The sequence below is a fragment of the Algoriphagus aquimarinus genome (assembly GCF_007997215.1).
GTDB lineage: Bacteria > Bacteroidota > Bacteroidia > Cytophagales > Cyclobacteriaceae > Algoriphagus > Algoriphagus aquimarinus_A.
The window spans coordinates 709,054-729,470 of record NZ_VORW01000001.1 but is presented as its reverse complement, the minus strand read 5'-3'; the positions used below and the strand labels follow the sequence as shown (position 1 = coordinate 729,470).

The 20,417-nt window shown below is 39.7% G+C and carries 17 protein-coding genes; 10 read left to right on the top strand and 7 right to left on the bottom strand.

Features of this window, described 5'->3' with window-relative positions:
* The first annotated feature begins 46 nt into the window (after nucleotides 1-46).
* Nucleotides 47-517: a Fur family transcriptional regulator gene (locus ESV85_RS03380; protein ID WP_146914819.1), complete on the top strand. Its 471-nt coding sequence runs from the start codon at nucleotides 47-49 to the stop codon at nucleotides 515-517.
* Here ESV85_RS03380 and ESV85_RS03375 read toward each other — a convergent pair.
* Nucleotides 514-948, bottom strand: coding sequence for an SRPBCC family protein (locus ESV85_RS03375; protein WP_146914818.1), 435 nt, complete (start codon nucleotides 946-948; stop codon nucleotides 514-516). The genes ESV85_RS03380 and ESV85_RS03375 overlap by 4 nt on opposite strands.
* Before the next feature lie 135 nt (nucleotides 949-1,083).
* On the opposite strand from ESV85_RS03375, the gene mfd reads away from it, so the two are divergent.
* Both mfd and gldJ read left to right on the top strand, forming a co-directional pair.
* The gene (gene mfd / locus ESV85_RS03370) at nucleotides 1,084-4,437 is read left to right on the top strand and encodes a transcription-repair coupling factor (RefSeq protein WP_146914817.1); all 3,354 of its coding nucleotides are present in this window, start codon (nucleotides 1,084-1,086) and stop codon (nucleotides 4,435-4,437) included.
* 178 nt (nucleotides 4,438-4,615) lie between these two features.
* On the top strand, nucleotides 4,616-5,842 hold the full coding sequence (gene gldJ, locus ESV85_RS03365) for a gliding motility lipoprotein GldJ (RefSeq protein WP_146914816.1): 1,227 nt from the start codon (nucleotides 4,616-4,618) through the stop codon (nucleotides 5,840-5,842).
* 255 nt (nucleotides 5,843-6,097) lie between these two features.
* Here the strand turns inward: gldJ and ESV85_RS03360 are convergent, their stop codons facing one another.
* Nucleotides 6,098-6,700 carry a DUF1684 domain-containing protein gene (locus ESV85_RS03360; protein ID WP_146914815.1) on the bottom strand — a complete coding sequence of 201 codons (603 nt, stop codon included), beginning with the start codon at nucleotides 6,698-6,700 and terminating at the stop codon, nucleotides 6,098-6,100.
* 215 nt (nucleotides 6,701-6,915) lie between these two features.
* Between ESV85_RS03360 and ESV85_RS03355 the strand changes: the two genes are divergently transcribed.
* Nucleotides 6,916-7,905, top strand: coding sequence for an N-acetylmuramoyl-L-alanine amidase (locus tag ESV85_RS03355; RefSeq protein ID WP_146914814.1), 990 nt, complete (start codon nucleotides 6,916-6,918; stop codon nucleotides 7,903-7,905).
* A gap of 209 nt (nucleotides 7,906-8,114) precedes the next feature.
* Entirely contained in the window at nucleotides 8,115-8,675 is a 561-nt protein-coding gene (locus ESV85_RS03350; RefSeq protein ID WP_146914813.1) for a type 1 glutamine amidotransferase domain-containing protein, read from the top strand.
* Between the two features lie 83 nt (nucleotides 8,676-8,758).
* Here ESV85_RS03350 and ESV85_RS03345 read toward each other — a convergent pair whose 3' ends face one another.
* Nucleotides 8,759-9,541 carry an undecaprenyl-diphosphate phosphatase gene (locus tag ESV85_RS03345; protein WP_146914812.1) on the bottom strand — a complete coding sequence of 261 codons (783 nt, stop codon included), beginning with the start codon at nucleotides 9,539-9,541 and terminating at the stop codon, nucleotides 8,759-8,761.
* Nucleotides 9,542-9,718: 177 nt separating this feature from the next.
* Between ESV85_RS03345 and ESV85_RS03340 the strand changes: the two genes are divergently transcribed.
* Nucleotides 9,719-9,964 carry a DUF4139 domain-containing protein gene (locus ESV85_RS03340; protein ID WP_146914811.1) on the top strand — a complete coding sequence of 82 codons (246 nt, stop codon included), beginning with the start codon at nucleotides 9,719-9,721 and terminating at the stop codon, nucleotides 9,962-9,964.
* An 88-nt stretch (nucleotides 9,965-10,052) separates the two neighbouring features.
* On the opposite strand, the gene ESV85_RS03335 is transcribed toward ESV85_RS03340, so the two are convergent.
* From ESV85_RS03335 to ESV85_RS03320, 4 genes are all read right to left on the bottom strand, one after another.
* On the bottom strand, nucleotides 10,053-11,276 hold the full coding sequence (locus ESV85_RS03335; RefSeq protein ID WP_146914810.1) for an alkaline phosphatase family protein: 1,224 nt from the start codon (nucleotides 11,274-11,276) through the stop codon (nucleotides 10,053-10,055).
* Between the two features lie 90 nt (nucleotides 11,277-11,366).
* Nucleotides 11,367-13,160, bottom strand: a complete 1,794-nt coding sequence (locus tag ESV85_RS03330; protein ID WP_146914809.1) for a RagB/SusD family nutrient uptake outer membrane protein — start codon at nucleotides 13,158-13,160, stop codon at nucleotides 11,367-11,369.
* A gap of 19 nt (nucleotides 13,161-13,179) precedes the next feature.
* Nucleotides 13,180-16,413 carry a SusC/RagA family TonB-linked outer membrane protein gene (locus ESV85_RS03325; RefSeq protein ID WP_146914808.1) on the bottom strand — a complete coding sequence of 1,078 codons (3,234 nt, stop codon included), beginning with the start codon at nucleotides 16,411-16,413 and terminating at the stop codon, nucleotides 13,180-13,182.
* Between the two features lie 417 nt (nucleotides 16,414-16,830).
* Nucleotides 16,831-17,727 carry a metallophosphoesterase family protein gene (locus tag ESV85_RS03320; protein ID WP_146914807.1) on the bottom strand — a complete coding sequence of 299 codons (897 nt, stop codon included), beginning with the start codon at nucleotides 17,725-17,727 and terminating at the stop codon, nucleotides 16,831-16,833.
* Between the two features lie 206 nt (nucleotides 17,728-17,933).
* Here ESV85_RS03320 and ESV85_RS03315 point away from each other — a divergent pair, with 206 nt between their 5' ends.
* The 4 genes from ESV85_RS03315 to ESV85_RS03300 all read left to right on the top strand — a co-directional run bounded on the left by ESV85_RS03315 (nucleotide 17,934) and on the right by ESV85_RS03300 (nucleotide 20,367).
* Nucleotides 17,934-18,536 carry a TetR family transcriptional regulator gene (locus ESV85_RS03315; protein ID WP_146914806.1) on the top strand — a complete coding sequence of 201 codons (603 nt, stop codon included), beginning with the start codon at nucleotides 17,934-17,936 and terminating at the stop codon, nucleotides 18,534-18,536.
* A 288-nt stretch (nucleotides 18,537-18,824) separates the two neighbouring features.
* A complete protein-coding gene (locus tag ESV85_RS03310) occupies nucleotides 18,825-19,277 on the top strand; it encodes a DUF1569 domain-containing protein (protein WP_146914805.1) in 453 nt (150 codons plus the stop codon).
* Nucleotides 19,274-19,642 carry a glyoxalase gene (locus ESV85_RS03305; protein WP_146914804.1) on the top strand — a complete coding sequence of 123 codons (369 nt, stop codon included), beginning with the start codon at nucleotides 19,274-19,276 and terminating at the stop codon, nucleotides 19,640-19,642. The genes ESV85_RS03310 and ESV85_RS03305 overlap by 4 nt, the downstream gene beginning before the upstream one ends.
* A gap of 110 nt (nucleotides 19,643-19,752) precedes the next feature.
* A complete protein-coding gene (locus tag ESV85_RS03300) occupies nucleotides 19,753-20,367 on the top strand; it encodes an energy transducer TonB (protein WP_146914803.1) in 615 nt (204 codons plus the stop codon).
* Nucleotides 20,368-20,417 lie beyond the last annotated feature (50 nt).

Genomic DNA, 20,417 nt, shown 5'->3' with positions numbered 1-20,417 from the left:
AAAAAATGGATAATGACTCATCTTTATTTCAAATTATTTTGACCCTATGGCAGACAAGGCCCTAATAGAAAAGGCTAAAAAAATCTTTGAAAACTTTCTTACGAAACAAGGAAGCAGGAAAACCCCTGAAAGATTTTCAGTGATCGACGAACTTTACTCACTTCCAGAAGATGAGCATATGGACGTAGAAGGTCTATTTCTAAGTATGAGAAATAAGGGTTATACCATTAGCCGAGCGACCATTTACAACACGCTGGACCTACTGGTAGAAAGTGGATTAGCCGTAAAGCACCAATTCAAAGACAAAGTAGCGCTCTACGAACAAGCACTGACTTACAAGCACCATGATCACCATGTCTGTAATCAATGCCGAAAGATCAGGGAGTTTTCCGATCCCAAAATCAACGAAATCAAAGAAGAAATAGGTAAAACTTTTAGATCTGCCATCAAAACCCATTCGCTTGTCCTTTATGGAGATTGCGAGATCATAAATTGCGGAAACTTACAGGAGATTTAAGCAAATACCTTTTTGTAAATAGGTTTCCTATAGGCAAACTGAATGTAAAGTGCAGGATAAAGCAGCAAAGACAAAAGCCCAAAAGGTGCTTTAAATTCTATTTCATCTCTAATAATTGTACTAGCTCCCTCTTTGATAATCCTATGCTTATGTTTCCACCTTTTTAGGAAAAAAGGCAGTTCTACCCCTTCATCCACAAAGTAGTATTCCTTTGAATCGGTATGATTATCTGTGATTTTACTCGTCCATTTCTGTTTGAAAAAAAGGAAATTCAGCTCCATCGATACCATATCTCCCGTTTCTGATCCATCATACCGCACTAGGTTGACGGGCGGAAATGGAGGGCTAAGTTTCGAAAAAAGAGATTCATTGAAACCTGCTTTGACTTTCAAAAAGTCTTGATTTACCTGACAAGAGAGTTCTAATCGCATAGGGGTCATTTATTTAATCTGAACTCTTATCTACTTCAAATGTTTATTAGCTGGGAAAAGGCGCTTTAAATCAACCTTTAAGATTCATAAAGCAGTAACTTTGCCCCACCAACCTAGTATTAAAATCACAAGCTATTGGATCGTCAGGACTTTCTTTCAATCTATCAATCAGACCCCATTTTTCAAACTATCGCGCATGAGATTTCAAGTAGCGATAGGCTTACATACCAGATAAAGGGATTATCTGGCAGTTTGGATATGGTGCTATTCTCAGCTCTATATGCAACCAAGGGTGGATTCCACCTTATAGTAGCTCAAGACAAAGAGGAAGCTGCTTACCTCAATTCGGATCTTCAGAATCTGCTGGATAGTGAAGAGCATATGATCTTCCCTTCGAGTTTTAAAAGGGCATATCAATACGAGGAGATTGACAATGCAAATGTGCTGATGCGCTCCGAAATTCTCAATCTGGTGCTTGAAGAGAAAGGAAAATCACGAATTATCATCACCTATCCAGAAGCAATCTATGAGCGGGTAATCAACAAACGCTCACTTCTTGAGAATACCTTTTCAGCCAAAGTCGGGGAGCAGGTAGACATGGAGTTCGTCACTGAAATTCTGGCTAGCTACGATTTTGAACGTACTGAATTTGTCTATGAACCAGGGCAATTCGCGATTCGTGGGGGGATTTTGGATGTGTTTTCATTTTCAAATGAGAGCCCTTATAGACTAGAGCTTTTTGGTAAAGAGATAGAAAGCATCCGGACTTTTGATCCTGAGACGCAGTTATCTATCGCCAGCGTAGAGCAAATAGCGCTGATCCCGAATGTTCAAACCAAACTTCTTCAAGAGGTCAGGCAGTCATTTCTGGGTTTTTTGCCGGAGCAGACGATCGTGTGGATCAAAGATTACCAGCTGACCTTGGATGTAATGGACGAGTGCTTTCACAAAGCTTCCTTGGCTTTTGACCAAATCGTCCACAAAACAAATAATACTAAAGTTGTCCTCGGTCCTGGGGATTTATTTGATAAAGGATCTGACTTTGCCACTACATCGGCGAACTTTTCCAGGGTAGAATTTGGGAAGCAGTTTTATCTGAAAAATGCCAAACCATTCACATGGGAATCGCAGCCCCAGGCATCTTTCAATAAGAACTTTGACTTATTGGTTGCGCAACTTTCTGAGAATGAAAAGAAAGGATTTGTCAATATACTGACTGCCGAGAATGCTAAGCAAATCGATAGACTGCTAGGTATTTTCAAAGAATTGGATCCGACTTTGCAAGTGCAAAGTATGCTTCTCGGCTTGCGGGAAGGATTTGAAGATAGGCAATCGAAAATCGCCTGCTTTACAGATCATCAGCTTTTTGAGCGATTCCATCGCTACAAAACCCGCGACAAAGCCAGTAAATCTAAAGCTCTTACTATTAAGGAACTGAAAGCTCTTCATCCTGGCGATTATATCGTCCATGTGGATTATGGAGTGGGGCGTTTTGCAGGGTTGGAAAAAGTGGACGTAGCTGGCAAAATGCAGGAAGCAGTACGATTAGTCTTTAGAGACGATGATTTGCTCTATGTGAACATCCACTCTTTACATAAAATCTCTAAGTTTTCGGGACAAGAAGGTGCTGTTCCATCCATGTCCAAACTTGGATCTCCCGAGTGGGAGAACAAGAAAACCAGAGCTAAAAAACAAGTTAAGGACATAGCCAAGGACTTGATTGCGCTTTATGCCAAGCGAAGATCCGCCGCAGGTTTTGCTTTCCATCCAGATTCTGTACTTCAGATCGAGTTGGAATCTTCTTTCATCTATGAGGACACGCCAGATCAAGCTATCGCTACTCAGGATGTCAAAACTGATATGGAAAAGTCCTATCCAATGGATAGACTGGTCTGTGGTGATGTGGGATTTGGGAAAACTGAAGTTGCGATCCGTGCAGCGTTCAAAGCTGTAAATGATCGTAAGCAAGTTGCCATTTTGGTGCCTACGACAATTCTGGCTATGCAGCATTACCAGACGTTCAGTGAGCGATTGGAAAATTTCCCTGTAAAAATCGAATACATCAATCGCTTTCGAACAGCAAAAGATATCAAGGAAATCATCGCTCAGGTGAAAACCGGAGAGATCGATATCCTAATAGGTACACATAGGATCGTCAATAAAGATATTGTCTTCAGAGATTTGGGGCTTTTGGTAATTGATGAGGAGCAGAAGTTTGGTGTGAAAGTCAAGGATCAGCTGAAAAATCTGCGTTTAAACGTAGATGTGCTTACTTTAACTGCTACGCCGATTCCAAGGACCTTACACTTTTCCCTAATGGGAGCAAGAGATTTGTCCGTAATCGCTACTCCTCCGCCAAACCGTCAGCCGGTAACTACGGAAGTTCAAACCTTCCAAGAAGAAGTAATTAGAGATGCCGTGTCTTACGAATTAAGAAGAGGAGGACAGGTTTTCTTCGTACATAACCGAGTCGGTGAAATTGACTCGATTGCCAATCTGATTATGAAACTTGTGCCCGATGCTCGCGTAGCTGGCGCTCACGGTCAGATGGATGGTAAAAAGCTGGAAAAGGTGATGGTAGATTTTATCCATCACGAATATGATGTACTCGTGTCTACCAACATTATTGAGTCTGGGCTCGATATCCCAAACGCCAACACGATTATAATCAACCGCGCTCACATGTTTGGTATGAGTGATTTGCACCAGATGCGTGGAAGAGTAGGTCGAAGTAATAAGAAGGCTTTCTGCTATCTACTTACCCAGCCTATGTCTGGCTTGACGGCAGAAGCTAGAAAGCGCATGCAAACTCTCGAGGAGTTCTCAGACTTAGGCGATGGATTCAAAGTCGCGATGAAAGATCTGGACATTCGAGGCGCTGGTAATTTATTGGGAGCTGAGCAAAGTGGTTTTATCACTGATTTGGGCTTTGAAATGTATCACAAAATCCTCGATGAAGCTGTCCAAGAACTTAAAGAGAATGAGTTTGCAGCTTTATTTGAAACGGAATTGGCAGAGCAAGTCAAGGTGCTGGTCCAGGATTGCACAATAGAAACTGATCTGGAGCTACTTATTCCAGAAGAGTATGTTGGAAATATCAGCGAGAGATTAGGGTTGTATTCCAAGCTTGATGCGATCAAGAATGAAGAGGAATTGGCAAAATTTTCTACCATGCTTTTGGATAGATTCGGCCCATTGCCTGATTCTGTAGTAGATCTAATGGAAACTGTACGCTTGCGATGGAAAGCAGAAAAGCTTGGAATTGAGAAACTTGTATTGAAGGGCAATCTTATGAAGTGTCATTTACTGCCATCTACCCGGGACGATTACTATTCATCAGATATTTTTCAAAAAGTTATGCGATTTGCACAGATGAATAGTAAACTTTGCAAAATAAAGGAGTACAAAAATCGTTTGATTCTTACACTATCGAATGTTTCTACCATTTCTAAGGCCCAGATTAAGCTTAAAGAGATGAATGATGCATGATTTTGAAATAATTTTAATGGCATAAAAATTGCAGATTTGCCTATCGATTTTGTTGATATTCTGGGATTCTGGCTGTTTTTAGGCAAATGGAATACTAGGACTTCATCCCAAATCATTGCAAGTGCATTACATTGCAATTATATTAGCACACTGAAAAAGACCTTAAACAATTACATATATGCGTCTGAGTAACAAATCTTGGGGAATGTGGGTAGCAGCTTTGGCGATAGCCGGAAGCTCTATTTTGACCTCTTGTAACAAAACTCCTGGCTACGGCAGAAGAACTGCTGATAAGCCTGGCAAAAAAAGTGCTACCACTGGAGCAGAATTCAGTTTTGATGAAAACGATTCTACTCAATTTTTTGTAGCCAAAAATGCCGAGCAAATTCCAGGGCCAAACTTGAAATTTATCCAAGGAGGTAGAGCCGTTCTAGGTTCACAAGAGGAAGATGTAATGGCTTTCCGTGATAATCAGGAAAGAACTGTAACACTTTCGAACTTCTATCTGGATGAAACTGAAGTCACTAATAATGACTATCGAGAGTATTTGTTCGATATGGGCAAAAAAGTAAGTGCTGATTCACTTCTTAAACTGGAGCCTAAAGATAATGTGTGGGCAGGTGGTGAGATGAGTTTCAATGACATGTATCAGTCATACTATTTCAGATTTCCAGGTTTCAACTTTTACCCTGTAGCAGGTGTGTCCTGGACGCAGGCTAATGCTTATTCCAAATGGAGAACTGATTTCGTTCAGGAAATTATTAGAAAAGAAAGAGGAATTGATTCCACGTTCACCAAAACTCAACTTATTGAAAGAGGTGTTGCACTAGCTGACTATAGACTACCTACAGAAGCAGAATGGGAATATGCTGCTAAGGCAATGATCGGTACTCAATACCTAGACGAAAATCAGGAATATGGCCGAATCTATCCTTGGGATGGAAGAGGTGTTCGTAACCCATACAACGTAAAGAGAAAAGGTAAGCAAGGTGACTTCCTTGCCAACTTCAAAAGAGGTAGAGGTGATTACGGCGGAATTTCTGGAGGTCAAAGAAATGATGGAGATATCATCCCTACTAATGTGTATGATATGGCTCCAAATGATTTCGGATTGTACCATATGGCTGGAAATATGAACGAATGGGTTCAGGATATTTACCGTCCACTTTCGTACCAAGACTTTGATGATCTTAACCCAGTGAGAAATACTGGTGTAAACGATGAAGAAGACACTTATCAGACCTCCATGCTTACAGATGAACTTAGAGTTTATAAAGGCGGATCTTGGAGAGATGTAACGTATTGGTTAGCTCCAGGTACTAGAAGATTTATGCATCAGGATTCTGCTACCAATCATATTGGTTTCAGATGTGCAATGATCTCTATCGGCGAAAAAGGAAATTAAGATATACTTAAGGTATTCAAATCCCCATCAATTGATTTTGATGGGGATTTTTTTTGATAGCTTTTTCCGCAAAGGCCGTAGAGGATTTCACAAATAATACAATCTTGTCCTACGTCTTGATTAGTCAGAAGTAATTTTTGATCAAATCTATGGTCATGGCTCAAGTCTCCTAACTTGGAGCTAATATAATACAGTCTTCAGGCTGCCTTTCAATATAAAGCGAATAAAGGTCTGATTTCTAGTAAATGAGTGGATCTACTTACTTAACATCACACCAGCTTTGACAGCCAATGAAAGATCATTTTCCTTTGGTGGAATTGGGCAGGCATAGCCAGTTGCATAGGCGCAGTAAGGATTGTATGCCTTATTAAAATCCAGCTCTATCGTATCTCCAGCAGGAATTTTCAAATCTATATATCTCCCGCCTCCATACGTATCTGCTCCATTGGTTTGGTCAGTAAATGGTAGAAAAAGATGGTCCTTGTATTTTTCCTGTGTTCTGAGTTGATGACTTTGGTAGATATTTAGTTGGTATTCTTTTCCATCCAATATGAATGTTGCAATTCCATATACATCGTAATCCTTGATAGAATTTGCGGTAGTTTTCATTTGATAAATACTTGCAACAGGCAGTATTTCAAACTTGGCAATCACATGATATTTCTCGTCAATTGGGAAGAAATGATGTCCTGTAAAAGCCTTTCGCTCTGCAGGGGATAAGGGTGATTCTTTGGGGTTTTTGTATTCCTCATTAAGCTCATGCTGATATTCTATTATAGATGCCTTATACTCATTTTGAGCAACAAGGCTTTGTGACAATCCTAACAGTGAAATGGCAATAATCAAAAATGCTTTCATGATGAGTAAAGAATGGAAAGGAAGGGTCAGTAATATTTTTCTGCAAACTATTAATTAGTTCTGGTAAAATGCCAGAGAGCAACAGCAGTTTTATCAAAACATCCGAAGTAACAAATTAGTATGTGTGATCAAATTATAATCTGTTCATTTTCAATGATTAATCAAATCTCATTAAATTGATAATCAGAATTTTTCACTTTTAATTTGAAATAAGCATGGAAAGTAAAAATGGTTTTTTGAAAATGAGCATAGCTGAATTTATTCCTTGGATTCAGTCTCAACGGATTGCACGTACAATACTCACTATTCAGCAGCATCATACCTGGAGTCCGAGTTATACACATTTCAATGGAAGTAATCATTTCGAAAGGCAACTAGCCATGAAAAATCACCACGTTCGAAATAATGGATGGAGTGATATTGGGCAGCATTTTACCAGCTTTCCAGATGGTACGATACTCACCGGAAGATCATTGGAATCAACTCCAGCTTGCATTTTCGGTGCTAATCGAGATTCCATTTGCATTGAACACTTGGGCAATTTTGATAAAGATGGAGATACAATGACGAATGAGCATCGACTCGCCATTATCCAAATGACTGCCGCCCTTTGTGATAAATTTAGACTTCCCGTGAATACCTTCAGCATTATTTATCATCACTGGTTTGAGCTGAGCACCGGGAAACGTAACAATGGTACTGGCGGAAATAAATCCTGTCCAGGTACTAATTTCTTTGGAGGAAATAAGGTCCAAGATTGCATGACCAATTTCCTACCTCTGGTAGAACAAGCTCTTCAAAGCACTCCAATTCCTCATCAGCCTCCTGGTATAGATAAATATGTCGCAGTCACCGCTGATTCACTTAATATTCGAACTGAGCCCCGTGGCTCTGCATCCAAGGCCTCCGATAGGGAAGCCGCACAATTGGGAGCAATTCTAAGAATATATGAAGAATCAAACGGATGGCTGAAAATATCAAATAGCCAATCTCACTGGGTATATGGAAAATATACAACAGATGTACAAAGAGCCACAGTAAATGCCAATGTACTTAGGGTAAGAAGTGGACCAGGTGCTGAGTACGCAATAGTAGACAACCTGATGAAATCTGAGGAGATTTTTATTTCGACAATAAAAGGAGACTGGTGCAAAATCAGTTTGGAGGAAAAATGGCTTAGTAAAAACTTCTTAGACTTCAAATAATTGGATAGAGAACTTCAGGAAGCTCCCACTTATGTGACTTGAATTCTCAGATTGTGGAATTAATCCAATACTAGAAAACTTGAATCCTGCCTTAAATCCATTAAGGCAGGATTCGTTTTTTGGAACAGTGTTGGTGATCCTATTACTGCTTCCAAACCGAAGCTACTTTCTCTTTGAGAGAGGTAATTACCAACTTAACCACGATTACCATGAGTTTATTAAAAGATGTAAGAGTAGCTATTCTTGCTACAAATGGATTTGAAGAATCAGAACTTGTAGAACCAAAACGTGCTCTTGAACATGAAGGAGCAGAAGTATTTATTATTTCTCCAGAAAATGATCATATAAAAGGCTGGAAGAATGGTAATTGGAGTGATGAGATGAAAGTAGATGCTCGGGTCGATCAGGTAAGCGCTAAAGATTTTGACTCACTAATGATACCTGGAGGAGTGATCAATCCCGATTTATTAAGAAGGGATATGACTTCAGTCAATTTTGTAAAAAGCTTTTTCGATGATCATAAACCAGTAGCAGCGATATGCCATGGACCTCAGATGCTGATTCAAGCAGGAGTGACTAATGGTCGTACGTTGACTTCATTTGAATCAATAAGAAAAGACCTTGAGAATTCAGGAGCACATTGGGTAGATGAGGAGGTCGTCGTAGACAGAGGCCTCGTTACTTCTAGAAGTCCAAAAGATTTACCGGCATTTAACAAGAAAATGGTGGAAGAATTCAGGGAAGGCAAACACGCCAAACAAACTGCATAAAAGTAAATAGCCCGATTAATTAATAATCGGGCTATTTTTCGCTTGTTTAAAGAACGGTATTTATCTCAGGGAATTAGAAAAGACTACCCTAAATCCGTCCCCCACATAAAGATCAAGAACAAAATTCCCAAAGCAATTCTATAGTATCCAAAGGCGGTAAAGCCATTTTTTGAAACAAACTTCAGGAACACTTTTACGGCAAACCAAGCTGTAATAAATGCTACTACTGTTCCTATGGCTAACATTAAAAGTTGATCGTTTGTAAAGACCAAATCTGTCTTGAGCAGATCATAACCTGAAGCAGCCATCATAGTAGGAACTGCCAAAAGGAAAGAAAACTCCGTCGCCTGCTTTTTATTCAAGCCATTAAAAACGCCTCCAATAATAGTGGCAGCTGCACGAGAAGTACCTGGCACCATAGAAAGGCATTGAAACAAACCGATGAAAAAAGCATTCTTGTAAGACATGTCTTCCACTTCAGCGACTTTAGTCTCAGTATTCACCACTTTTTTGTCAACGAAAATCAAGATAATACCACCTACGATCAGGGAAACCGAAACGACAATCGGGTTGAATAAATAGGCTTTTATATAATCATAGGCCAGCAAACCAATAATCGCCGTGGGAATAAATGCCGCCAGCAATTTTAGATAAATGTTTATTCCCTGAAAAAATCGCTTGATATACATCAGTGCAATCGCCAGAATCGCTCCCAACTGAATGAAAATCTCGAAGGTTTTGACAAATTCCTCTTCGTGAATATTCATGGCTGCGGATGCCAAAATCATGTGTCCTGTAGATGAAACAGGCAAAAATTCAGTTAAGCCCTCGATGATGGCAATGATTATGGTTTGAGTAATAGTCATGCAGAAAAGCGGAATGTCAAAAGATATTTTAAGTGCGCAAAGTTAATAAACCCAGTTAGACTAGGAGGAAATAATTTATGAAACGACACTCTTTTGAATTCTTAACACATGAATTGTGAACACTGGATTTCGTAAAGCGTAGAAATATCACGTCATTAATAGTTTAACTTCTCCACTATGAAAAAATTCTCTTTTAGTCTGATACTTTCTCTGTTCGCCTTTGCGGCCTTTTCTCAGGAAATAAAGGAAACCCCCTTCAAATCCGAGATTACAGTAGAAGCATTGGCTCTTTCCGGAGGAAAACTTGATCCTCAGACAGGCAAAGTCACCTGGCAATTGACCATTCCAGCCGGTCAGCAGCAAGTCATTCCTCTACAGTACGAAGTCAAATACCCTAAGAAAGAAAAAGTGATCTTGGATTAGAACTTAGTCTAGCTAATTGAAAAAGGGGTTAGCCTAGCAAAAATGCTAGGCTAACCCCTTTTTTATGATCAGTAATATAATCCTCCGCTTACTTAACTATCCAGTAATTCAAATATCCTGATGGCGTTTCAAGTACTACTTTGAAGATTTCAGATTGAGTCCCATTAAGTGAAAATTTCTTCTGCTTATCATCTAGGTTAACTTCGCCAACTAACCAATAATTATCCAACCCGCCAGTTTTGAACTCATTGGTGGTCGATACCCAAACTCTTCCTTTTTCACCTTTGGAAAGTGATTCCCAGTTCATCGAGATTTCTCCATTCTTCAGTTCAGCTTTCAGTGCAGTAGCCTCCACCGAACCGATGAAAGGAGTACCGTCCAGCTCCATAGCAATCTTCTTAGGAATAGAAAGGCCCATATGATTGGCTATAGAAGGCAGAATATCCACCATTTGCGGTGTTCCCTCAAAATGTGAATTGGTATACTTAGAATTCGTGACTATCCAGGTAGCCCGTTCTCTTGGACTTTGTCCATAATGACCAAAGCCATCATCAGTTCTTCCGTGATCTGTGGTGATGACGATCAACCAATCTTCTCCGAAGGTTTCCTCTCTGTATTGAATTGCTTCCCACACGCGTCCGATTTGTACATCCGCTTTTTTGACTCCGTCGATCATTTCAGGACTATTACCAAAGCCATGTCCCATATCATCGGAATATTCCAAGTACATCCACGATAGGTCTGGGGCTTCCTTAGAAATATAGCGGGCAGCTTCTTTGGATACTGCCTCATCGATTTTATGGATGTAAATTCTGTCATCGCCATGAGGGAAATTCAAGCTATCCAGCTCCATCCCATCAAAATAATAGTCAAAAACAAAGTTTCCAGTTTCCGGTAAATTTGCTCCAACCAGCTTGGTTCTATTGTCCAGCCACGTTGAGAAAATCGCCGTTTTCTTAGTCGGATCAGCTTCTTTCAACATCCTAAAAATCGTCCAGTAATTGTAATTCGGATTCTTAATGCTGTTGCCCCAGACGTTATGCTTGTTTGCCCATACGCCAGTCAATAGAGAATTATAGCCAACTGCTGAGATAGTCGGAGTCTCAGAATATCCGCCGATTTCTCCACCCATACTTGCTTCTGTATATCCGCCGATAGCGCTGATCTTATCAATATTGGGAGTGGCTACCGTATCCATTACATCTGCTGGAATTCCATCCAGTATTACAAATAATACCTTCTTAGCATTTTCCTGAGCGTATCCATGCGAGACAAGCAAGGCCATGGCAGCGGCCATTAGTATTCTTTTCATACTTATTCTAATTAGTAATCTGTAGTTTATTGTATAAGAAAGTGGCCTGACCTTTAGAGTCAAGCCACCTTACCATTTCAAAATTCTATATTAATTCCAGCCGAAAATCTGCTCCAAATTAGGATTCAATGTTACCTGTTGAATAGGAATTGGGCGGTAGTAATATTTTGGGGACTCAAAAGTTCTAGCTTTTGTTTCAGTTACCATCATTCCACCGTTTTCTCCATTCTCCAAGAATACATCTACATTCTCATCGATAGTACCTGCTTTGTAGTACACCAAAGTGACGCCAAGGCTGTTTTTCTCCTTTTCATCTCCCACAGGTATACTGGAATCTTTACTGATCAGGATCACGTCCGCAATGCCATCACCAGTCAAGTCATATTTGCCAAGGCCAGCAAAGTACATTCCCTGAGGAATACTTTCGAACAATTTACCAGCTTCCCATCTCATCATATCATCGTATCGGTAGCCTTCTACTGCAAGCTCAACTCTTCTCTCTCTTCTAATTTCCAAAAGAACGCCAAGATTTGAACCTCCTAGGTTAGGATATTTCGCTATAAGAAATGGATCTGGAGACATATTAGCATCTGCCATACTCAATCCAGGCATTCCAGCTCTTTCTCTAAGTACGTTCACAGTCATGTCAAGGTCTCCCTGCGTTAGCTCATTCAATTCAACTTTTGCTTCTGCATAGTTCAACAGAACTTCCGCATAACGATAAACTGCAAAGTCTGCACTTGCACTTTCAATGTTATCAGTCGTGTTTTGATAGCCTTTCAATTGGTGATATCCAGTAAAGTTCTTATTCAACGATTGGATATAAGGTATATCATTTGGTTGTCTTACCCATCCTGGATATGCTATGGTCTGCATCAATCTCGGATCTCTGTCTTGAAACTCTTCAACAAAACCTAGCTTTTGATACTCATCGATACTGGTAAAGCTTGATCCATCTTTCATTAGATATGTCATCACCAAGTCTCTAGATGGAGATTGTTCATAATCTCCAAAAACAGTATAATTCATATCACCGCTTCTGTCCTTATTAGCATCATATGGATTGACCAAAATCACTTCAGAGTTCCCCATTAAATCCTGGCTTGTGAAAAGCTTAGAATAATCACTTGCTGGATTGCCTGTAGAATAAATAGAAAACATACCAGAGCTCATAATATCTCCTGCCATATCTCTTGCCTTTTGCAAGTACTCAGTAGCAGAACTCTCTAGGCCTAGTTCAGAATGGTATTTTCTATAAGTTCCTTCATATAGAGCCAAGCGAGAATAAAAGGCTTTGACTGCTGATAGACTAGGTGTTCCAGAAGGCACGGATTCTCTTACATTGCTTACAGCAAATTCCAAGTCTTCCATGACCTTGGTCATGACCATTTCTCTGGAATCACGAGCTTTGTACAACTGCTCTTGGTCACTTGGATCAAGGGTTTTTTCATACCAAGGCACATCAGAATATCTCTTTACCATCCCGAAATAGAACATGGCTCTGTAATATCTTGCCAAACCTACATAATGGGCAATAGCTTCATCTGAAGCCACAGCTTTCTCATAGTTATCGAGGAAGTAATTGATGTTTCTCAAGGTTCCCCAGTTCCAACCACCAGTAAGCGTTTGCGAACTTGGAGAGCCAGTCATTACATTTTTGATTTCGATAGCGCCTGTTGTCGCCATATTATCGCTGCTTTGATCAGCTTGGTAGCTACCTGGTCCAGCCATGGTGAGCAGACCATTCACATAGAGTTCAAGATCTTCTTCAGACTTGAAAAACTCTTCAGGCGCCACAGATGTCTGTGGATACCTATCTAGAAAATCATCGTTGCAGGAAGATAAAGCCAACACTGCACTTAGTAGGACGATATATTTTTTCATGATCTTATTCATTTCTTAATTACAAATCGATATTAACGCCGAAAGAGAATTTCCTCTGGAATGGGTAAGCCCATCCGTAGCCGTCATTGATAGCTTCAGGATCTACAAAGTTCTTGATTGGAGAGAATTCGAAAATATTCTCACCGGAGACGTAAAGTCTGATTCTAGAAACTTTCAGTTTTTCCAAGACTGGCGCAGGGAAGGTATAACCCAACGTGATGTTCTTTACTCTTAGATACGCTGCATTTTGAAGGTATCTTGTTTGCGAGATATCCAGACCAGCACCGTAATTGTTATCCGCCAGCCATGCTTGAAGCACTGGGTATTCTGCATCTAGATTTTGCTCTGCCAATCCTGCATCTATATAGGACTGAGAATGCTGTGCCATCAAAGCGTCACTATCAGCTTGGCCTCTGTAGAAATCTAGGTTCCAAGGATAGATATTTGCATATGGCTGCTGATAAGGTCCCCAATACAGATAATGTCTTGGGTAGTAGTCTCTCTTACCTACACCTTGAAGGAATACGGAAAGATCAAAACCACGATGACTCATGTCTATATTAAAACCGTACCGATACCTAGCACTAGTGTTTCCTATTATCGAAAGGTCTTTTGGATCATCTGCTGTTTGACCTTCTTCGATCTTACCATCTCCATTCAGATCCTTATATTTTGGCCAGCCTGGAACTACTGCTATTGCTCCCCAAGGGACAATTGCCGATTGATCTAGACCTGCTATATCACCTTCATTTTCCATTATTCCATCATTTACCAATCCCCAGATTTCTCCGATCTGTTGACCTACACGGTAATTGGAGAAAAGTTGATTTTCATTTTGGAAGCTGGTGATAAAAGATCTTGAATCCGATAGGATTGCCTTTATACCAAACTTTACAGGATTAGAAGCACTACCAAACTGGTCTCTATAACCCAAAGAAAGTTCAAACCCTTTAGTTCTAAGATCAGCTGCATTTTGTTTTGGAGGGCTTGTACCAAGAACACCAGGAAGCTCCACAGGATCAGTAAGCATCCCCTTAGTGTCTCTGATGAAATAATCAAAGGTACCAGTCACTCGATCTCCTAGCATTCCAAAATCCAACCCTATGTTGTTAGTGATTACTTTCTCCCAAGTATAATTGGTAGGATCTACTGCCAATGATGGTGAAGAGGTGATCACTGTCTGTCTGCTACCATTAATTAAGTAGCTTGAAAGACCTGTAGGCAAGGACTGGATATACCCAAAGTTGGATACATTTTGATTTCCAAGGCTACCGTAGGATGCTCTTATTTTAAAGGTAGATACTACACTGGTCAAGCCTGAGAAGAATTCTTCATCCATCACCAACCATGATCCAGAAACAGATGGGAAAAATCCCCAACGGTTGTCACCCGGGAATCTGGAAGAACCATCATAACGACCATTTACTTCCAGGATGTAACGATCCTTGAATGAGTAATTGATTCTTCCGAATCCACTACGCAAGGCATATGTGCTGTAAGTTGGCGTCACAAATGCGTCTCCAGTAGTCAACCCGATATAAGGTAGTGAAGAAGAAATCAACACTCTTCTTTCTGCTTGAATAGTAGAATATTCGAAGTTCTCTTGGTTGAAACCAGCTAGGAGGTTGAATTTATGATCACCCAATGTTTTAGAATACTTGCCGAAAACGTCGAAAATTGTGTTGATCAACGTTCCGTTTCTTTCTGTTACAGAACCTGCGCCACCTTCAGTCCTGATATCTTCAGGGCCAAATCCAATATTGTATTTTCTTTGATCCCAGTGATACTTCCACTGCTCTCTTTTGAAGCTACCACGACCTGTAAATGTCAGGTCTCCGTCCAAAAAGGCAGCTGTAGCTTGGATGATATCCTGAAAACCGAACATGTCTTCTTGATTTCTGCCACCGTCTACTAATCGAGCAGCCATTCTTCCTGTAGCTGTATTTGCCCAGGTTCCATCTGGGTTTGTCGCTACATCCGTTGGTTGTAGGTAGTAGATATCAGTAATATCAGTTGAAGGATCCGCTCTTTGAGTCTGGTAGATGTTTAGGTTGTTATCCACCGTTAACCATGGCAAAGGCTTCATATTTACCTTTGCTCTCATTGAGTAGCGATTCCAATAATCCGGCGCCAGTTTGTTCAGACCATTTTCTTTGGTGTAATCACCAGAGACATAATAGCCAATCGGCATTTTCCCGCTGCTTTTTCCACTTATGGAAAGACTTTGGTTTGTAGAGAAACTGGAAGAATTGAAAAAGTAATCGTTCCAGTTATTGTTCCCCATGTATGCATAAAGATTTGGATTGGTAGGATCCAATCTGGTGTCTTCCACGGATGGGTCTTCGGACCGTTCTTTAGCCCATTGGTAATGTGCATCCGAATAATTCACATAATCCCAAGGCGTATTGTTGGTAGACGTCTCCAAGACTCTAGAGTAGATGTATGGATCAGTCACTGGCGTTGGAAGTACAGAAGGCTTACCCCAAGCAAAATAGCTGTTGTAAGAAATCTTCTGGTTTCCTTCTGTACCATTCTTGGTAGTGATTAAAATCACACCAAAAGCAGCTCTAGCACCATAGATGGCCGCTGAGGCAGCATCTCTTAATACTGAGTAAGACTCAATGTCTGAAGGGCTCAATCTCAATAGATCACTTTCATTACCTGGTATACCATCGATCACAATCAATGGACCACCACCGTTAATAGAAGTAAATCCTCGAATATTGATGGTAGGTACCGTACCTGGCTTACCACCTTGATAGGTGATATTAAGTCCTGGGCTCATACCTTGAAGGCCTTGTACCACATTAGCTATAGGACGTTTGGCGATATCTTCTCCAGACAATTGATCCACTGCACCTGTCACGTTCACTTTCTTCTGTGTACCGTATCCGACAACAACGACTTGCTCAAGAAGCGTATCTGATTCTTTCAACTCCACGTCTATCACAGACATTCCTGCCACAGGTTTTTCTACTGATAGGTATCCTATAAATGAGAACACCAACACCGCATCCTGAGATGAAGTAACTATGGCAAATGATCCATCGAGATCAGTAATGGTTCCATTTTGTGTTCCCTTGATCAAAACAGAAACTCCAGGCATGCCTAGACCAGACCTATCGGTCACTTTTCCAGTCACTTCCCCTTGGGCAAATGAATTAAAACAGATAGCAAAGATCATCAGAATTAATAGTCCGACTCCTTTGCTTTGACTGTTCCAAAATGTAGACTTTAGTAAAATTTCTTCCATAAAATATTGTATTGAATAAGGTTTATCCTAAAATAATTTACTCTCAAAATCAATTGAAAGTACAAAATTTTATTGAACATTCATTCAATATTAAATATTGATTTCTATGAATCAAAGCAATTATATTTTTAATAACGGTATTATAATAATTGTTTAACACTGAAACTAAAAAATTCACATTTACACAAAGCTTCAATAACACTATATATGTTCTGTGTTTTTAGGGTCTCTATCTAAGAATTTTTCTTCTTATAATTATAGTCTATCTGCTCTTTATACTATATAAATGGAATGATTGTATGGAGAGTTCTTGAGCATATTTGGAGCATACCCTCAGTTTAAAGAAGAATAGCCAGCGATAAACAAAAAAGCCACCTAATCAGGTAGCTTTTCACAGGAATAGTATTGGAGTCTTAGTTAAACCATCGGGAAATACTCATTCTCCACAGTTCCGTCAGCATAGAGTTTAAGGATTGCAAAGCCTGGAGGAGTCTCCAAATAATATTGCTTGCCAGCAGACTGCTCATCCCCATCTCCCCACCAAAAACCACTCAAAGCACCATTGCAGAAATAATGAACGTCATTGTACCATGTTCGGTCCAATAGATGCTGATGTCCACTGAGGCAAACACGGACTTTGTCTTTATGCTTATAGAAAAGAGTTTTCAATTCCTTATGATCGCTGTGTTGTCCACCTACTAGCGCATCGGTAATTGATGTAATTGGAAAATGAGACATAATGAGTGTCGGAGTATTTGACGGTAAACTACCTAGGTCATTTTCCAGCCACTTCATTTGTTCCTCTCCAAGGCTAATGCCTTCATGATTGCCATCAAGAATGATGAAGTGCCATCCTTTTTCATTAAAACTATAATAAGGCGCAGGCATCTGTAAGCGATTTACCACATAAGGTTTACCATACATTTCGTCCTCCTTGGTTGGCACATCCCACCACGGATCGTGATTTCCGATACAGCTATAGACTTTGGTATCCTGGATCTCAGCTCTAAATTGATCCCAAACCTCCCACTGTTCTATAGTCCGATCTCTGGAAACCTTATCGTATGAAGCATCATGGATGCTATCCCCACCATTTAGGTAAAAATCTGGTTTGTGCCTTTTCACTACTTTGAGCCATTCAATTGCCCGTGCCGGAATATTATCCTCTGGCCGAATATGAACGTCCGTAATATGCGCCACTGTAAGGACAGCCTTTTTAGAATTTTCCGTTTCTGCAGCCTTCACTGCTAGTATTGGCGCAGTAGCTCCGATGGCTAAAGTCGCTCCACTTACTAAAAATTTTCTTCTCTTCATTTAGTTGGTCGGTTTAGGAATATTCCAATGAACTTTGAATCTTAAGAGTTTCTTGATTGTCTTATCACAATTCAAAAATTATTTTTGCAATTGATTTTAAAATCATAAATTGAACGTTCATTCAATATTATATATTGCATTTCTTGTTTCCAACGAATTTTACAACTATATCAACCTACTTAACTTTCTTTTAACACTATATTAATATGGGTATCAAGATTTCAGAGAGTAGAAAGAGGGAAATCATTCAGGGATTTTATCAGTTGTCAAAAGTGAATGGTCTGGAAAACACCTCTATAGCTAAAATTGGAAAGCACCTAGGCATGCCTCCAAGTTTGGTGATGCATTACTTTCCTACTCGTGAGATTCTAATCTCAAATCTGATTTCTTACATACTTCAGCAAATGTTGCTGATCTATCAGCCTATGCTTAAGGAATTAGAAATCCAAAATTATGCTGATCCACACACCTTTGTGAATAGACTATTTTCTAGAGATTGGAATTTACTGTTGGATGATGGAGTATTCTATAGCTGTTATAGTTTGATATTCAGAAACAAGCGCATCAAAGATGAATATAGAGTCCTGCATGAGAAATTGCGAGAATATCTGAAAGACATTCTCGACAGGGATGAAAATCTAATCGGGAAGGATACGGAACTCTTATCAGAGCAAATTTTTGTGGTTGTCGAAGGAGCATATTACTACTTATCCATGTTTGATGATCCTGAAGTATATGAGCAGAAGGTGACTATTTTCAAAAATCAAGTCTATGATTTGCTCAGAAAATACGAAGTGCAGCATTTGTAATTCTGGCAGAGCAGCGCTAAACATTGGCCCATCCCTAGTGTATAAATCAGATGACTACAGAATATGGATTCTTATACGTGTGTGAAAGTGACTTATGAGTAGAACAAATTGAGGAAAAATTAAAATGGAAAAATCTTGTTTGGTTGATTTAGGCTTTCTGATCCCGCCTTTCAAACACAGATAATTTTTTGTAAATCAGCAGAATACCGCCTTTATCAATTTCCTCTTAATTATCAGGCGATTCAAAGGAGTTTACTTACTTTAGTTCTGAAGTAAAACTTGCTCTCCATGAAAAATATTTTTGACCCAAATGTTACTCAAGAATTGATCGATCGGGTTAATTCACTCACTCCAGAAACAACTCCCAATTGGGGAAAAATGTCAGTGGATCAGATGCTTGCACATTGTTCTGTAGCCTACGAAATGGTGTACACAGACAAACACGCAAAGCCAAACGGATTAATGCGGTTTCTTCTAAAAACTTTTGTGAAAAATGGAGTAGTAAACGAAAAGCCTTATCCGAAAAATTCAAGGACTGCGCCTGCCTTTATCATAACAGATCATCGGGATTTTGATAAAGAGCAAAAGCGACTGATTGCATATCTTAAGAAAACCCAAGAATACGGCGCATCCTACTTCGATGAAAAAGAGTCACTTTCCTTCGGGACAATGACCTCACAAGAATGGAACAATCTATTCTATAAACATCTCGATCATCACTTAACTCAGTTCGGAGTATGATACATCCTGCAAAATCCATACGGACATTTATCGGTGCCAAAGATTATGAGGAGAGCATCCGATTTTATGAAGTACTAGGTTTCAATGTACGCTCGGTAAGTCCAAACATGTCAGTTGTATTTATAAAACAGAGTATCGCCTTTTACTTACAAGATGCCTATTTGAAATCTTGGTGCGAAAATTCCATGATCTTTCTGGAAATAGAGAATGATCTGGAATCGTACTGGGAAGCAATCAAAGTCTTAGGATTACCTGATAAATTCCCAGGCACCAAACTCAGCACGATCCAACACAATGACTGGGGGAATGAATTTTTTCTTCACGATCCAGCAGGGAACTTATGGCATTTTGGAATTTTTAATTAATTAAAATATGTCAGAGATAGATTGAAAACCAGTTTTTTGTAACAGACTTGTTGTTTAGTTCTTTAACAATCAGTAGATTAACTTTTCCTAATCTTTAACCAGAACGTACTATGAAAAAGTTACCCTCAATATTTTTACTTCTCTTCCTTTTCGGCACTATTGGCGCATTTGCTCAGACCACAAGTTCTCTTGGGGAGATGAACAGGCTACTTTCGAACAATATAAAATATCCAGCAGAATTGCGACAAGCAGAAGTTCAGGGCGCTGTAGTCATTTCCATACAAATAGATCGAAAAGGCGAGATGACTGGAGAATATCAGATGCTGTCTGGAAATTCGGCATTTGAGGGAGAAATAGAAAGAACAGTAAGCATGCTGAAAGAGAATTGGAACCCTGCATTTTTGGAAGGGAAAAGCTTTGACCAGGAATATTTAATGAGCTTCAATTTCAAACTATCCACCACAGGTTCTGTATTTCCTCCAAAACCTTTCACTACCGCCTCAAAAAAAGAAAAAGAAATGAACCCACTGGAAACAGTAGAGAATGCCTTGGAAAAAAACCCTTTCTCTCCAAAACTATACACTTACAGAGCAGAGATGTTGCAGTCAAAGGGCCAGCGGCTACAAGCTGAAATGGATTTGAATCAAGCTAAATTCCTAGAAGAAAAAATGTTGACTGAAATAGTAATTGTAGGTTACCTGCCGTCTGGACCAAAATCACTTTGAGTGAATGAGAAAACTAAATACTCTAAGAGAGGACTTCGGTTCTCTCTTTT

Bases quoted from the DNA above. Each gene is read 5' to 3' on its own strand.
- ESV85_RS03380 (WP_146914819.1), top strand. From the start codon at position 47: ATGGCAGACAAGGCCCTAATAGAAAAGGCTAAAAAAATCTTTGAAAAC.
- ESV85_RS03375 (WP_146914818.1), bottom strand. From the start codon at position 948: ATGCGATTAGAACTCTCTTGTCAGGTAAATCAAGACTTTTTGAAAGTC.
- gldJ (WP_146914816.1), top strand. From the start codon at position 4,616: ATGCGTCTGAGTAACAAATCTTGGGGAATGTGGGTAGCAGCTTTGGCG.
- ESV85_RS03360 (WP_146914815.1), bottom strand. From the start codon at position 6,700: ATGAAAGCATTTTTGATTATTGCCATTTCACTGTTAGGATTGTCACAA.
- ESV85_RS03355 (WP_146914814.1), top strand. From the start codon at position 6,916: ATGGAAAGTAAAAATGGTTTTTTGAAAATGAGCATAGCTGAATTTATT.
- ESV85_RS03350 (WP_146914813.1), top strand. From the start codon at position 8,115: ATGAGTTTATTAAAAGATGTAAGAGTAGCTATTCTTGCTACAAATGGA.
- ESV85_RS03345 (WP_146914812.1), bottom strand. From the start codon at position 9,541: ATGACTATTACTCAAACCATAATCATTGCCATCATCGAGGGCTTAACT.
- ESV85_RS03340 (WP_146914811.1), top strand. From the start codon at position 9,719: ATGAAAAAATTCTCTTTTAGTCTGATACTTTCTCTGTTCGCCTTTGCG.
- ESV85_RS03335 (WP_146914810.1), bottom strand. From the start codon at position 11,276: ATGAAAAGAATACTAATGGCCGCTGCCATGGCCTTGCTTGTCTCGCAT.
- ESV85_RS03330 (WP_146914809.1), bottom strand. From the start codon at position 13,160: ATGAAAAAATATATCGTCCTACTAAGTGCAGTGTTGGCTTTATCTTCC.
- ESV85_RS03325 (WP_146914808.1), bottom strand. From the start codon at position 16,413: ATGGAAGAAATTTTACTAAAGTCTACATTTTGGAACAGTCAAAGCAAA.
- ESV85_RS03320 (WP_146914807.1), bottom strand. From the start codon at position 17,727: ATGAAGAGAAGAAAATTTTTAGTAAGTGGAGCGACTTTAGCCATCGGA.
- ESV85_RS03315 (WP_146914806.1), top strand. From the start codon at position 17,934: ATGGGTATCAAGATTTCAGAGAGTAGAAAGAGGGAAATCATTCAGGGA.
- ESV85_RS03310 (WP_146914805.1), top strand. From the start codon at position 18,825: ATGAAAAATATTTTTGACCCAAATGTTACTCAAGAATTGATCGATCGG.
- ESV85_RS03305 (WP_146914804.1), top strand. From the start codon at position 19,274: ATGATACATCCTGCAAAATCCATACGGACATTTATCGGTGCCAAAGAT.
- ESV85_RS03300 (WP_146914803.1), top strand. From the start codon at position 19,753: ATGAAAAAGTTACCCTCAATATTTTTACTTCTCTTCCTTTTCGGCACT.